The sequence below is a fragment of the Streptomyces sp. NPDC002785 genome, from assembly GCF_040295565.1.
Lineage (GTDB): Bacteria > Actinomycetota > Actinomycetes > Streptomycetales > Streptomycetaceae > Streptomyces.
Genome location: NZ_JBEOVN010000041.1, coordinates 30,811 through 44,489 on the forward strand (window position 1 = coordinate 30,811; position 13,679 = coordinate 44,489).

Consider the following 13,679-nt stretch of genomic DNA (forward strand, 5'->3'; position numbering starts at 1 on the left):
CTAGAGAACTACGGGGGTGTGTACGGAGTTCTTCTCGGCGCTCTCCTCCACCGCTGCGAGCACCCGCTGCACCTGCAGTCCGTCGGCGAACGACGGTACGGGGGCGGTCCCTTCGGCGATCGTCCGCACCAGGTCGCGGGCCTGGTGGATGAAGGTGTGCTCGTAGCCCAGGGCGTGGCCCGGCGGCCACCACGCCTCCAGGTAGGGGTGTTGAGGTTCGGTGACGAGGATGCGCCGGAATCCTGCCGTGGTGGCGGGTTCGGTGTGGTCGTGGAAGGACAGTTCGTTGAGCCGTTCGAGATCGAAGGCGAGCGAGCCGCGCTCCCCGTTGATCTCCAGCCGCAGCGCGTTCTTCCGTCCGGCCGCCATCCGGGTCGCCTCGAACGAGGCCAGCGCCCCGGAGGCGAGCCGGCCGGTGAAAAGGGCCGCGTCGTCCACGGTCACCGCTCCTCGTGCTCCCGAGTCCGCGGCGCCGAGGAGCCCGGCCGGCGGACCGGCGAGCAGCGGTCGTTCCGTCACGAACGTCTCGCTGACCGCCGACACCCCGACCAGCAGCTCCCCCGCCAGGTACTGTGCCAGGTCCACGATGTGCGCCCCCAGGTCGCCGAGCGCTCCCGAGCCGGCGTGTTCCCGCTTCAGCCGCCAAGTGAGCGGTGATTCGGGGTCCACCAGCCAGTCCTGGAGGTAGGTGGCGCGGACATGCCGCAGGGTGCCGATCCGTCCCTCGGCGATCAGCTGCCGTGCGTACGTGATCGCGGGCACCTTGCGGTAGTTGAAGCCCACCACTGCCACCTGACCGCGGGCTGCCGCGCGCTGGGCGGCCTCGGTCATGGCCTCGGCCTCGGCGACCGTGTTGGCGAGCGGCTTCTCGCACAGCACGTGTTTGCCCGCTTCCAGGGCCGCGATGGCGATCTCGGCATGGCTGTCGCCGGGGGTGCAGATGTCGACGAGCTGCACATCGTCCCGGGCGATGAGGGCCCGCCAGTCGGTCTCCGCCGCCGCCCAGCCGTGACGGGCCGCCGCAGCGTCGACCGCTGCCCGGTCGCGTCCGCAGATCGCGGCGAGAGCCGGTTTCATCGGGAGCTCGAAGACGTGTCCCGCGGTGCGCCACCCCTGGGAGTGGGCGGCGCCCATGAACGCGTATCCGACCATGCCGACTCCGAGCGTCGGCGCACTCGTCATCGGCCGATACGCCGGCGGCGCTGCGGCCTCCTGATCCGTCTCTTCCCTACGGGCCATCCGGGCTTCCTCCTCGTCGGTCGTTCGATGGGTGCGACAGGAGGGTCAGCACCCTCCTGCGGGGCGGATCAGCTGAAGCCCGTCGGCAGGTACTGGTCGACGTTCTCCTTGGTGACCACGGCCGAGTAGAGGGTGAGACTGGTCGGGATCTCCAGTTCGGCCAGGCCGCCGACACCCTTGCCCTGTCCGAGGGCGCGGGCCAGGTCGATGGCGGATGCGGCCATCGTCGGCGGGTAGAGAACGGTGGCCTTCAGCACACTGTTGTCGGCCTTGATCGCGTCCATCGCGGACTTGGCCCCGGCGCCGCCGACCATCAGGAACTCGTCGCGGCCCGCCTGCTGGATGGCGCGCAGAGCGCCCACGCCCTGGTCGTCGTCGTGGTTCCAAAGAGCGTCCAACTTCTTCTGCGCCTGCAGGAGTTGGGCCATCTTCGCCTGGCCCGACTCGACGGTGAAATCGGCTGCCTGACGGGCCACCAGTTTGATGTTGGGGTAGTTCTTCAGTGCGTCGGCGAAACCCTGGCTGCGCTGCTTGGTGAGCTCCAGGTTGTCGATCCCGGCCAGCTCGACGACCTTGGCGTTCGCCTTGCCCTTGAGCTGCTCGCCGATGTACGTACCGGCGTTGAGGCCCATGCCGTAGTTGTCGCCGCCGACCCAGCAGCGGTATGCCTGCGGCGAGGCGAAGATCCGGTCCAGGTTGACGACGGGGATGCCCGCCTTCATCGCTTCCAGACCGACCTGGGTGAGCGCCTTGCCGTCGGCCGGGAGGATGACGAGGACGTCGACCTTCTTATTGATGAGGGTCTTGACCTGGCCGATCTGGGCGGCGGTGTCGTTGGAGCCCTCGGTGATCTCCAGGGTCACCTCGGAGTACTTCGCCGCCCGCGACTTGGCGTTCTCGTTGATGGCGTTGAGCCAGCCGTGGTCGGCCTGCGGGCCCGCGAAGCCGATGGTGACGGGCTTGCCGGGCTTGTCGTCGGCGGCGGGCTGATTGCTCTGCGCGGTATCCGATTTCTTGGGCTCGTTGCTGGTGCAGGCGGTGAGGAGGGCGCCCGCGGAGACGGCTGCGGTGCCGAAGAGCAGTCGTCTGCGGCTGGTTTCTGGCATGGCTGTCAAACCCTTCATCCAGTGTGCGACATGTCACATATGGCGTGCGGGGCGGTGGGTGGGCCGGAGAAGCGAAGCTGCCGGAAGTGCGCCCGAGGCTCAGGTCTCCCCGTACGCCGATGTGCGGCGCTGCACCAGGACGGCGGCGACGATGATCGCGCCCTTGGCGATCTGCTGGACGTCGCTCTGCAGATTGTTGAGAGCGAAGATGTTGGTGATGGTGGTGAAGACGAGGACGCCGAGCACGGAGCCGACGATGGTGCCGCGTCCGCCGCTGAGCAGGGTGCCGCCGATGATCGCAGCGGCGATGGCATCGAGCTCGTACAGATTGCCGTTGGTGTTCTGTCCCGAGCCGGACAGGATGATCAGCATGAAGGCGGCGATGCCGCAGCACAGTCCGGATAGCAGATAGAGGCAGAGCCGCTGCCGTCGTACATCGATACCGGCCAGCCTGGCCGCTTCCGCGTTGCCGCCGACCGCGACGGTACGCCGTCCGAAGGTCGTACGGTTCAGCACCAGCCAGCCGATGACGGTCACCGCGGCAAACATCATGACCAGGGGCGGAATACCGAGGACGTACGAGTCGGGCAGGCCGAGGTCGAGGACCGACTTGACGGTGACGATCTGGGTCTTGCCGTCGGTGATCTGGAGGGCGAGCCCGCGGGCCGAGGCGAGCATGGCCAGCGTCGCGATGAACGGCACCATCCGGCCGTAGGCGATGAGCACCCCGTTCACCAGCCCGGCACCGAGTCCCACGATCACGGCGGTGAACAGAATCCCCGCGAAGCCGTACTCCTGAGTGGCGAGCGTGGTCGCCCAGACGGAGGCGAGCGCGACCATCGCACCGACCGACAGGTCGATTCCGCCGCTGGTGATGACGAAGGTCATCCCGACGGTGACGACGCCGATGACGGACGACTGGGTCAGGATCAGCTGAAGGTTCCCGGTGTCCAGGAAGGCATCGGGCTCGGTGAATCCGCCGACGACGATCAGTGCGGCGAGGACGCCGGCGAGGGAGACGTTGCGCACGTCCACGCGACCCATCAGCGAACGCCAGGTGCCGCCGACCGGCGGGTCATCTACGGGGGCGGACGGCTCGGCAGCCGGTCCGCTCGGGTGCAGCTTGCTCGGCACGGATAACTCCCGTCAAGTGATGATAAGTTTGTACGCCTGCCTTGAGGCAGCGGTCAGGGCTTGGCCGTCATGAGGCCGCCATGCGGCTGAGTGAGAAGCCCTCTCATTCCAGAGAGGGAGGAGTCACCACTAGGTCGAGTACGCGGTACTCGTCAATGCTGTGCGAAGGACCGGAATGCACAACCCGGCCCTCGCAAAGCACTACCACTCGGTCGGCCAGCCCCAGAACCTCCGGGATCTCGCTGGAGACGAGCAGCACGGCAAGGCCTTCGTCGGCCAGTCGGCGGATCACGGCGTAGAGCTCGGCGCGGGCGCCGACGTCGACACCACGGGTCGGTTCGTCGAGCAGCAGGACCCGGCAGCCGCGCAGCAGCCAGCGGGCCAGGACCGCTTTCTGCTGGTTGCCGCCGGAAAGCGTGCGGACGGGTGTGTCCGGGTTGTCGGGACGCAGTGAGAGCTCGCGGGTGGCGGCGCGCGCCGCCCGGCGTTCGGCCCCGTGGTCCATCCAGCCGGCCCGGGAGAAGCGGGACATCGAGGAGACGGACACATTACGGGTGACGGATTCGAGCATCAGCAAGGCCTGCGCCTTGCGTTCCTCGGGGGCGAGCCCGATGCCGGCGGCGACGGCCGCGCGGACGCTGCCGGGCCGGAGCTGTTTGCCTGCCACGGTGACCCGCCCGGCGCTCGGCTTGCGCGCACCGTAGACGGTCTCCAGGATCTCGGAGCGCCCCGAGCCGACGAGTCCGGCCAGACCGACGATCTCGCCGGGCCTCAGTTCCAGGTCCACCGGGTCGAATTCGCCCTTCCTGGCCAGTCCTTCGACCTTCAGTACCGGCTCTGCCACTGCCGCTTCCGCTCCCGCGCTGCCCGTGGAGCGTGGCGGGAAGACGTACTCGACATTGCGGCCGGTCATCATGGCAACGATGTCGGGTGTCGGTGTGGACTTGGCGGGCAGCCCCACGGCGACGGCGCGACCGTCCTTGAGCACGGTCACCCGGTCGCCGATCCGACGGATCTCCTCCAGGCGGTGCGAGATGTAGACGACGGCAACCCCGTCGGCGGTGAGAGCCGCGACGATACGGAAGAGGTTGTCGACCTCGTCGGGGTCGAGTGCGGCGGACGGCTCGTCCATCACAATGAGCCGTACGTCGTGGGAGAGCGCCCGCGCCATGGACACGACCTGCTGCTGGGCGGCGGACAGTTCACCGACCGCCCGGGCCGGGGCGATCTCCGGGTGGCCGAGACGCTTCAGCAGTGCGGCGGCCGCCGTGCGGCCCTCGCGGGTGCGGACGACGAAGCGAGCGGTGGTGGGTTCATGGCCGAGGAAGACGTTCTCGGCGACCGACAGGCCCTCGACCAGGTCGAGTTCCTGGTAGATGGTGGCGATGCCCAGGCGCATCGCGGCGATGGGCGACTTGAGCGCGGCCGGTTCGCCGCTCCAGGTGATCTCGCCGCCGTCGGGCTGATGGGCCCCGGCGAGCACCTTGATGAGGGTGGACTTGCCGGCGCCGTTCTGCCCGAGGAGACAGTGGACTTCGCCGGCCCGGACCTCCAGGTCCACGCCGTCGAGGGCGCGTACTCCGGGGAACGATTTGGTGATGCCGGACATGGTGAGCAGAGGTGGTTCTGGTGCCATGACAAATCCCCTCGGCGAATGGGGCCTCCCCTGCTCGAGCGCAGCCGAGAGCTTGGGGAAGGCCGGTGAGCGTGCAGGGCGGTACCAGGTGCGGTGGTGCGTGTGTTTCCGGTGTTTCCGGTGTTTCCGGTGTTTCCGGTGTTTCCGGTGTGTGCCGATCTGCTGCCGGCCCGAGGGTCAGGCCGGTGAGAACAGGTGGTCGCTGATGAGCCGGGCGGCGCCGATCACTCCGGCGGCCGGTCCCAACTCGCCCAGCACGATGGGAAGATTGCCGGTGGCCAGCGGCAGCGACTGCCGGTAGACCTGGGTCCGGACGCTGGCGAGCAGCGTGTGGCCGAGGCCGGTCACACCGCCGCCGATCACCACCAGTCCGGGATTGAAGAAGCTGACGAGTCCCGCGATGACCTGGCCGACCCGGTTGCCGCCTTCGCGGATCAGGCCGAGCGAGGTGGCGTCACCGGCAGCCGCGGCGGCGGCCACATCGGCGGCGGTGAGCTTTCCGGCCGCCTCCAGCCGGCCCGCGAGTTCCGCCGACTGCCCGGCACGCGCCGCGTCCTCGGCGTCGCGGGCGAGGGCGGCACCGCTGAAGTGGGCTTCCAGACAGCCCCGGTTGCCGCAGGCGCAGGCGCGTCCTTCGGGTTCGACCTGGATATGGCCGATGTCTCCGGCACTGCCCGTCGTACCGCGGTGGACGTTGCCGCCGACGACAATGCCGCAGCCGATACCGGTACCGATCTTGACGCAGAGGAAATCGCCCACGGAGCGTGCGACGCCCGCGTGCTGCTCCCCCATCGCCATCAGGTTCACATCGTTGTCGACCATGACGGGGCAGCCCAGTTCCTGGCTGAGCGCCTCGCGGACCGGGAAACCGTCCCAGCCGGGCATGATCGGCGGTGCGACCGGTACCCCTTCGGGGAAGCGGACCGGTCCGGGTACGCCGATGCCCGCACCGTCGAAGCCTTCGGCGAGCCCGGAGGCCCGGAGCTTGGCCGCCATGGACAGCACCTGCTCGAAGATGGCGACGGGCCCTTCGCGTACGTCCATGGGGTGGTTGAGGTGGCCCAGGACCTCCAACTCGGCGTTGGTGACGGCCACATCGACGGATGTGGCACCGATGTCGACGCCGAGGAAGCGCAGCTCTGGTGCGAGCCGGATGTTGTGCGAGCGACGCCCTCCGCGGGATGCGGCGAGTCCGTCGGCCACGACGAGTCCGGTCTCCAGCAGCCTGTCGACCTCGACGGCGAGCTTGGAGCGGGAGAGATCGACCTGATCCCCCAGCTGTGCCCGTGAGTTGGGCCCGTCGTCGCGCAACAGCCTGAGCAGTCGCGCCTGATGCGCATTTGCGGGTCGTGCCGTCATACGTCTCACGCGCCCCTCCCCGCCACATCGGCCTGTCCGTCGGGCTTTCGAGGGGAAAGTAGCAGCGGTTGCCGGGAGTGGGAAGAAGTTGCGCAGGAATCCGCTACAACTTTCTCCACACCGAGGACAAAGACGTTCGGCCGAGTCGTGGGGCGGCCACCGGCACAGGTGACGTTCGGAGCGCGTACGGTGCGGGTCGGGCCGTAAGTCAGCGGTGCCGAAACGGGCCGTCCAGGGCCGCCCATTGGAGCAGCATGATGGTCTTGGCGTCGGCGATGGCCCCGCTGCGGACCATGGAGAGGGCCTCCTCGAAGGGGAGTTCCACCGTCTCGATGTCCTCGCCCTCGGCCGCGATCCCGTGCACGCCGACGGTGTCAACCGTCGAACGGTAGGGGGCGGCGAAGAAATGCAGGCGTTCGGTGACCGAACCCGGGCTCATGTAGACCTCGAAGACGCGCTCGGGGGTGCCGACGAGGTGTCCGGTCTCCTCGGCCGCTTCCCTGCGGATGGCTTCCTCGGGGCTTTCGCCGTCGAGCAGCCCGGCGGCTGTCTCGATCAGCATCCCGTCATGGTGTCCGTTGACGTAGGCGGGCAGCCGGAACTGACGGGTCAGCAGCACGGTGCGGCGATCGGGGTGGTAGAGCAGAATCGTGGCACCGTCGCCCCGGTCGTAGGTCTCGCGCTGTTCACGGCTCCAATGGCCGTCGCTGTGCTGATAGTCGAAGGTCGTCCTGCGCAGGACGTACCAGTCGCAGGACAGCACGTCCACGTCACTGATACGCACCCGCGGATTGCCGGTCAGGTCGCGGCCGTGCCGGTCCAGTCCGGTGCGCCCGCGACGGTCGGGGGTGTCCAGGCCTGCAGTCATGATGTGCGCTCCTCGCGGTGGATCCGGTTCTCAGGTCAGGACGGTACGGACGCCCGCTTCGCGAAGGGCGGACAGCGTCAGCGGGCCGTTGGGGTGGGTGGCGGCATCCTCGGCCGCGCTGTCGGTGACGAACACGTCCACCGCACCCACGGCGGCGACCTGACTGAACGCGCGCACCCCGAGTTTGGTCGCGTCGGCAACGGCGATGGTCCGGTCCGATTGCGCGAGCGCGGCCTGCTTGACGGCCGCGTCGTCCAGCGAGAACTCCGACCAGCCGTACTCGGCGTGCACACCGCCGATGGACAGGACGAAGCAGTCGAAGGCCAGCGCCTCGATGGTACGCAGAGCCAGCGGGCCGACCAGCGACTGTTCACCGGGGCGGGACCGGCCGCCGACGATCAGCAGTTCGATCCCGGGCCGGTCCGCCAGGCGGACCGCGGCCTGAAGACTGAGCACCGCCACTGTCAGGGGCGCCCGTTCGGCCAGGTGCTCGGCGACGTGCACGGTGGTGGTGCCCGCGTCCAGAAGCACCCGCGATCCGGGCCGCACCATCGCAGCCACGGCCGCACCGAGCCGGTCCTTCGTCGCGGCCTGCCACGGCTCGCGGGCGGAGAAGCCCGCACCTTCCTCCCGTGCACGCGTGGCGACCGCACCGCCGTGCACCCTGCGCACCAGCCCCTGCCGCTCCAGCGCGTCGAGATCCCGGCGGACGGTCATTTCGGAGACCCCCAGGCGATGGGAGAGCTCCGACACGGAAACCCGGTCGGAGCCCTGCACCAATCGCAGGGTCAGGTCCAGACGATTGGCGACACCCATGACCCATTTCTAACACACCGATGTTCGATTGAACATCGGAGCGGGAGAAAATGTGCGGCATCAGGACGTCACTGAAGGCCGCATTGGTGGCGATGGCCAGGTCCACGTCGTCGGCGGCGACAGCCTGCTCGCCCTTGGCGCAGAGCTACTCAGGGCAGCGATCCCGGCGGTGACGGAGTTGGCCGCGGCAAGACGGGCGGCCTCGGCCACCAGGAGGGTGCGGACCGAGAGCAGCTGGTCCGCCTCGTCCTCCGTGGGCTCATGGACGAACGCGCCCTGGGCGGACCGCAGATCGACCCGGCCCTCGGTGTTCCGGGACGGAGCGCACGCGTCGTTATGAGCTCGAGCAGCGCCTCATACACGCGCTCGCGTAGCGGACCGGGCCGCTCCAGCTTCGGCACAGCCCCTTGGCAGTCCTGCGGACAACATCGCGGTCCCCCTCCGGGCGACGAGCAATTGCCTATCGTCCACGGTCTGCCGAGCGCTGCCCCTCAGGGGCAGCGGATCACCTGACCCGCATACGAAAGATTCCCGCCAAAGCCGAAAAGCAGCACCGGCGCTCCGCTGTGGACCTCACCGCGTTCCACCAGCTTGGAGAGGGCCATCGGAATAGAGGCCGCGGACGTATTGCCGGAATTCACCACATCCCGGGCGATGACCGCATTGACCGCGCCGATCTTCTTGGCGACCGGTTCAATGATCCTCAGATTGGCCTGATGCAGTACCACCGCGGCCAGGTCCTCGGGGGCGATGCCAGCCTTTTCGCACACCTTGCGGGCGATGGGCGGCAGCTGCGTGGTGGCCCATCGGTACACGGACTGACCCTCCTGCGCGAAACGCGGGGGCGTCCCCTCGATCCGTACCGCGTTCCCCATCTCCGGCACCGATCCCCACAGAACGGGGCCGATCCCGGGCCGGTCGCCGCCGTCCGGGTCCGCGACGACGACCGCCGCACCGGCTCCGTCACCGAGCAGGACACAGGTGCTGCGGTCGGTCCAGTCCGCGATGTCCGCCATCTTGTCGGCGCCGATGACAAGGACACGCTCGGCCGCGCCCGCCCTGATCGCATGGTCGGCGGTGGCGAGGGCGTGAGTGAAGCCGGAGCAGACGACGTTGATGTCCATCACCGCGGGCACGCCCATGCCGAGCCGGGCGGCGACCCGTGCCGACATGCTCGGTGAACGGTCGATCGCGGTGGAGGTCGCGACAAGAACCAGATCGACTTCGGCGGGCTGCAGCCCCGCCGCGGCGAGCGCCTTGGCCCCCGCGTGCGCGGCCATCTCGTCCACCGGCTCGTCAGGGCCTCCGACATGGCGAGTCTTGATGCCGACGCGACTGGTGATCCACTCGTCACTGGTGTCGACCATGGCCGCCAGATCGTCGTTGGTCAGCACCTTGGCGGGCTGATAGTGGCCGAGCGCCACGACACGTGAGCCGGTCATGTACAAGATCCCCTCGCTACATATGGCAGGAACCATCCAGTCTTGGTCGCTACTGCCCGGTACGGGGGCACGTGATCCCACAGGAATAGCACCCGGTCATTGGAGGCTGGACAACAGCCTTGACCAGCCAGAAGGCATACTGTAGACGCCATTGTGACCAGATGCGGGCCGCGGGCGCAGCCCCGGAGTACGCCTGCCGGGTGTGTGTGTCGTCGAGGTGGAGGGCCCGCACCCTCCTGGCGTGCTCGCGCCGTGCGGAGCCGAGCATGACGGTCCGGACGGACACTGAGCGCGCCCGGCACAGCCGCAAGGTCGCGCTGGAACTGCTCGCCTCGTCCATGGACCTGTCGACGACGCCGCGGGCCGACGAATGGATCAAGGAGTACGAGGCTAAGGGCTGTCCCGTAATCCCTGGCGGAGCAGCGCGCGGCGTCAGATGCGGTGCATCGCAAGGCGGAGGGGCGTCCACATACTGGATGTATGCGGACGTTCCGACAACGCGGCGAGGTGCCGTAGCTGTCGTCGCGCGCCCGCCAGGGATTACGGGACAGCTTCCTTAGGCCGGACCGCTTCGGCGCGAACGCGGCCCGCGGCGGCAACCGCCTCGAGGTGTGCCCACCGGATCGCACTCCTTCAAGACCGGACTCGATACGCGCGCGGCCGGGACCTGGGACGAACAGGCTCAGACGGAGACCACCACCATCTGCGCGTACTGCGGCGTCGGCTGCAATGTCACACTCCATGTGCAGGACAATGAGATCGCCAAGGTCACTTCGCCGCACGGCAATCCGGTGACCCACGGCAACCTCCGCATCAAGAGCCGGTTCGGCTTCCAACACGTACAGAATCGGGTTAAACCGCTATGGGACGGGTCACCGAGCGTCGCCGCACCATCCGTATCCGGGACGGCGCCGTCTCCACGCGCCCCGACACACTCGTCGCCGAAGAGCCCCTGGAAATCCGGCTGAACGGCAAGCCGCTCGCCATCACGATGCGCACGCCGGGCGACGACTTCGCACTGGCGGCGGGCTTCCTGGTGAGCGAGGGCGTGATCGGTGACGGCTCCGAGGTGCAGTCGATCGTCTACTGCGCCGGGGCCACGGCGGACGGCGTCAACACGTACAACGTCGTGGATGTGAAGCTCGCCCCCGGCGTCCCGGTCCCCGACATCACACTCGAACGCAATGTGTACACCACGTCGTCCTGCGGGCTGTGCGGCAAGGCGAGCCTCGACGCGGTACGCACCACGACCCGGCATCCGGTCGCCGACGCTCCCCCGGTCCGGGTCGAGCCCGCCCTGCTCGCCGCCCTGCCCGACCGGCTGCGCGCCGCGCAGCGTGTCTTCGACCGGACCGGGGGTCTGCACGCGGCGGCGCTGTTCTCCGAGACGGGTGAGCTGCTCGACATCCGCGAGGACGTCGGCCGGCACAACGCGGTCGACAAGCTGGTCGGCCGGGCTCTGACCGACCACCGGCTGCCGCTGTCCCGGGTGATTCTGCTGGTTTCGGGGCGGGCCTCGTTCGAGCTGGCCCAGAAGGCGGTGATGGCCGGGATCCCGATGCTCGCGGCGGTCTCGGCACCGTCGTCGCTGGCCGTCGATCTGGCGGCCGAGACCGGACTGACCCTTGTCGGCTTTCTGCGGGGTCCGTCCATGAACGTGTACGCGGGTGAGCACCGCATCGCCCTGGAGACGACGGTCGGCCAGGGCTGAGGCGCCGCCCGTCTGCACGGGTCAGGGATCCGGCCGACGGGGAGCGCCCCCTGCGCCGGCCGGATCCCACCCTTGTTGCGGGGCTCCGGGCGCCTCCTCAGCTCACCGTGACGGGCTCCCGTGACACCGTGTTGCTCTTCTTGCTCTCCTCCTCCGGATCGCGCGAGCGGCGCTTGGCGATCACCGCGCACACCATCAGCTGCATCTGGTGGACTGCAGCCGCAGGGCCTCCGCCTGCCCGGCCGACTCCGGCGTGTGCGGACCCGTCTGCGGACCTGTCTGCGGACCAATACCCCCGTATCCGCTCGGAACGGGAGTGACAGCGGCGTACAGATTCGGTGGAGATTCCGGCGCCGACCTCTTACGACGTCGTCGGAACCACGCCCGAGCCTTGCCCATCTGGCCGGATTTCGGCGGCTGACCTGTGCATATGCCACGTTGTCCGCCGTTACGGGGCCCTCCCGCCGCGCCGCCCGGTGGGGTAGCGTCACGGCGCTGTGCGAAGCGCCACAAGGAGCAGGTCATTGCGCGAGTTCACTGTCCCACCCATGGCGGCCGCGCCCCTCGTAGGCGGGCTGGCCGACGTGGTGTTCGACTACGCCGAGGAAGATCCACAGCGGGTCGCGCTCGGCCGAAAAGACGAGAGCGGACGCTGGCAGGATGTCACTGCGGCGACGTTCCGCGACGAGGTGCTGGCGCTCGCCAAGGGACTGATCGCGCACGGCGTCAGATTCGGCGACCGGGTGGCCCTGATGTCGCGTACGCGCTACGAATGGACGCTCTTCGACTTCGCGCTGTGGACGGTCGGCGCCCAGTCCGTACCGGTCTACCCGACGTCCTCGGCCGAACAGGTCTTCTGGATGCTGCACGACGCCGGGGTGTCCGCCGTCGTGGTCGAGCACGAGGACCATGCGATGACGGTCGCGTCGGTGATCGACCGGCTGCCGCAGCTCAAGCGGCTCTGGCAGTTGGACGCCGGTGCGGTGACCGAGCTTGTCGACGCGGGCACCCATGTCGAGGACGAGGTGGTGCACCGCCACCGGCGCGCGGTGATGCCCGAGTCGATGGCGACCGTCATCTACACCTCGGGGACGACGGGACGCCCCAAGGGCTGTGTGATCACGCATGCCAACTTCATGTTCGAGACGGACACCATGGCCTCCCGCTGGGAGTCGGTCTTCCGCTCCAAGCCGGGCGACGAGGCCGCCACTCTCCTCTTCCTGCCGCTGGCACATGTCTTCGGCAGGATGGTGGAACTCGCCGCGGTCCGCGGCCGGGTGAAACTGGGCCATCAGCCGGAGCTGTCGGCGAAGGCGCTGATGCCGGACCTGATGTCGTTCCGGCCGACGTTCATCCTGGCGGTGCCGTACATCTTCGAGAAGGTCTTCAACGCCGCCCGGCGCAAGGCCGAGGCGGAGGGCCGGGTCAGGCCGTTCGACAAGGCCGTGGACATCGCGGTGAAGTACGCCGAGGCGATGGAGGCGCGGGCGTTCGGGACCGGCCCGGGGCCGGCCGCCGGGCTGCGGATGCAGCACCAGTTCTTCGACAAGGTCGTGTACAAGAAGGTGCGCGAGGCGATGGGCGGCCGGATCCGGCACGCCATGTCCGGCGGTTCGGGGATGGAGCGGCAACTCGGGCTGTTCTTCGAAGGCGCGGGCGTCACGGTGTACGAGGGGTACGGACTGACCGAGTCGACCGCGGCGGCCACCGCCAATCCGCCGGAGCGCACCCGGTACGGCACGGTCGGGCAGCCGATCCCCGGCACCACCGTGCACATCGCCGAGGACGGCGAGGTGTGGGTGCACGGCGGCAATGTGTTCGCGGGCTATCTCGGCGACCCGAAGGCCACCGACGCGGTGCTGCGCGACGGCTGGCTGGCCACCGGGGATCTGGGGGCGCTCGACGAGGACGGCTATCTGACGATCATCGGGCGGAAGAAGGAGATCCTGGTGACATCGGGCGGCAAGAGTGTGTCGCCGGCCGGTCTGGAGGAGCGCGTGCGGGCGCATCCGCTGGTCGCGCAGTGCATCGTGGTCGGCAATGACCGGCCGTACGTCGCGGCGCTGGTGACCGTGGACCAGGAATCGGTGGACCACTGGCTGTCCATGCAGAGGCGGCCGCCGATGAGGCCGGAGGATCTGGTACGGGATCCGGACCTGGAGATGGAGGTCCGGCGGGCGGTGGTGGCCGCCAACACATCGGTGTCGCAGGCCGAGTCGATCCGTACGTTCCGGATCCTGGCGCATCCGTTCAGCGAGGAGCACGGTCTGCTCACACCGTCCCTGAAGCTGAAGCGCAAGGCGATCGAGACGGCGTACGCGGCGGAGGTCGACGCGCTGTACCGCTGAGGCACGGCCGTGCCTCAGCG

10 protein-coding genes and 3 pseudogenes are annotated in these 13,679 nt (G+C 68.8%); 3 read left to right on the top strand and 10 right to left on the bottom strand.

What is annotated here, in order from left to right; genetic code table 11:
• The 9 genes and pseudogenes from ABTZ94_RS13180 to ABTZ94_RS13220 all read right to left on the bottom strand — a co-directional run bounded on the left by ABTZ94_RS13180 (position 1) and on the right by ABTZ94_RS13220 (position 9,600).
• Complete coding sequence (locus ABTZ94_RS13180) at positions 1-1,239, bottom strand: Gfo/Idh/MocA family protein (protein ID WP_351200502.1); 1,239 nt, start codon at positions 1,237-1,239, stop codon at positions 1-3.
• Positions 1,240-1,307: 68 nt separating this feature from the next.
• On the bottom strand, positions 1,308-2,345 hold the full coding sequence (locus tag ABTZ94_RS13185; RefSeq protein WP_351200504.1) for a substrate-binding domain-containing protein: 1,038 nt from the start codon (positions 2,343-2,345) through the stop codon (positions 1,308-1,310).
• Between the two features lie 99 nt (positions 2,346-2,444).
• On the bottom strand, positions 2,445-3,479 hold the full coding sequence (locus ABTZ94_RS13190) for an ABC transporter permease (RefSeq protein ID WP_502967234.1): 1,035 nt from the start codon (positions 3,477-3,479) through the stop codon (positions 2,445-2,447).
• A 103-nt stretch (positions 3,480-3,582) separates the two neighbouring features.
• Entirely contained in the window at positions 3,583-5,115 is a 1,533-nt protein-coding gene (locus tag ABTZ94_RS13195) for a sugar ABC transporter ATP-binding protein (RefSeq protein WP_351200506.1), read from the bottom strand.
• Positions 5,116-5,292: 177 nt separating this feature from the next.
• Positions 5,293-6,474: an ROK family transcriptional regulator gene (locus tag ABTZ94_RS13200; protein ID WP_351200508.1), complete on the bottom strand. Its 1,182-nt coding sequence runs from the start codon at positions 6,472-6,474 to the stop codon at positions 5,293-5,295.
• Positions 6,475-6,682: 208 nt separating this feature from the next.
• Positions 6,683-7,342, bottom strand: a complete 660-nt coding sequence (locus tag ABTZ94_RS13205) for an NUDIX domain-containing protein (protein WP_351200510.1) — start codon at positions 7,340-7,342, stop codon at positions 6,683-6,685.
• A 30-nt stretch (positions 7,343-7,372) separates the two neighbouring features.
• The gene (locus ABTZ94_RS13210) at positions 7,373-8,158 is read right to left on the bottom strand and encodes a DeoR/GlpR family DNA-binding transcription regulator (protein WP_351200512.1); all 786 of its coding nucleotides are present in this window, start codon (positions 8,156-8,158) and stop codon (positions 7,373-7,375) included.
• A gap of 58 nt (positions 8,159-8,216) precedes the next feature.
• Positions 8,217-8,587, bottom strand: a pseudogene (locus ABTZ94_RS13215) (FCD domain-containing protein); the annotation flags it as partial.
• Between the two features lie 62 nt (positions 8,588-8,649).
• A complete protein-coding gene (locus tag ABTZ94_RS13220) occupies positions 8,650-9,600 on the bottom strand; it encodes a beta-ketoacyl-ACP synthase III (RefSeq protein WP_351200514.1) in 951 nt (316 codons plus the stop codon).
• 182 nt (positions 9,601-9,782) lie between these two features.
• On the opposite strand from ABTZ94_RS13220, the pseudogene ABTZ94_RS37830 reads away from it, so the two are divergent.
• Together ABTZ94_RS37830 and fdhD are read left to right on the top strand one after the other, a co-directional pair.
• Positions 9,783-10,451, top strand: a pseudogene (locus ABTZ94_RS37830) (2Fe-2S iron-sulfur cluster-binding protein); the annotation flags it as partial.
• A gap of 11 nt (positions 10,452-10,462) precedes the next feature.
• Positions 10,463-11,311: a formate dehydrogenase accessory sulfurtransferase FdhD gene (fdhD, locus tag ABTZ94_RS13235; protein WP_351200516.1), complete on the top strand. Its 849-nt coding sequence runs from the start codon at positions 10,463-10,465 to the stop codon at positions 11,309-11,311.
• Between the two features lie 97 nt (positions 11,312-11,408).
• Here the strand turns inward: fdhD and ABTZ94_RS37835 are convergent.
• A pseudogene (locus tag ABTZ94_RS37835) lies at positions 11,409-11,606 on the bottom strand (bile acid:sodium symporter); the annotation flags it as partial.
• Between the two features lie 253 nt (positions 11,607-11,859).
• Here ABTZ94_RS37835 and ABTZ94_RS13245 point away from each other — a divergent pair.
• Positions 11,860-13,659, top strand: a complete 1,800-nt coding sequence (locus tag ABTZ94_RS13245) for an AMP-dependent synthetase/ligase (RefSeq protein ID WP_351200518.1) — start codon at positions 11,860-11,862, stop codon at positions 13,657-13,659.
• Positions 13,660-13,679 lie beyond the last annotated feature (20 nt).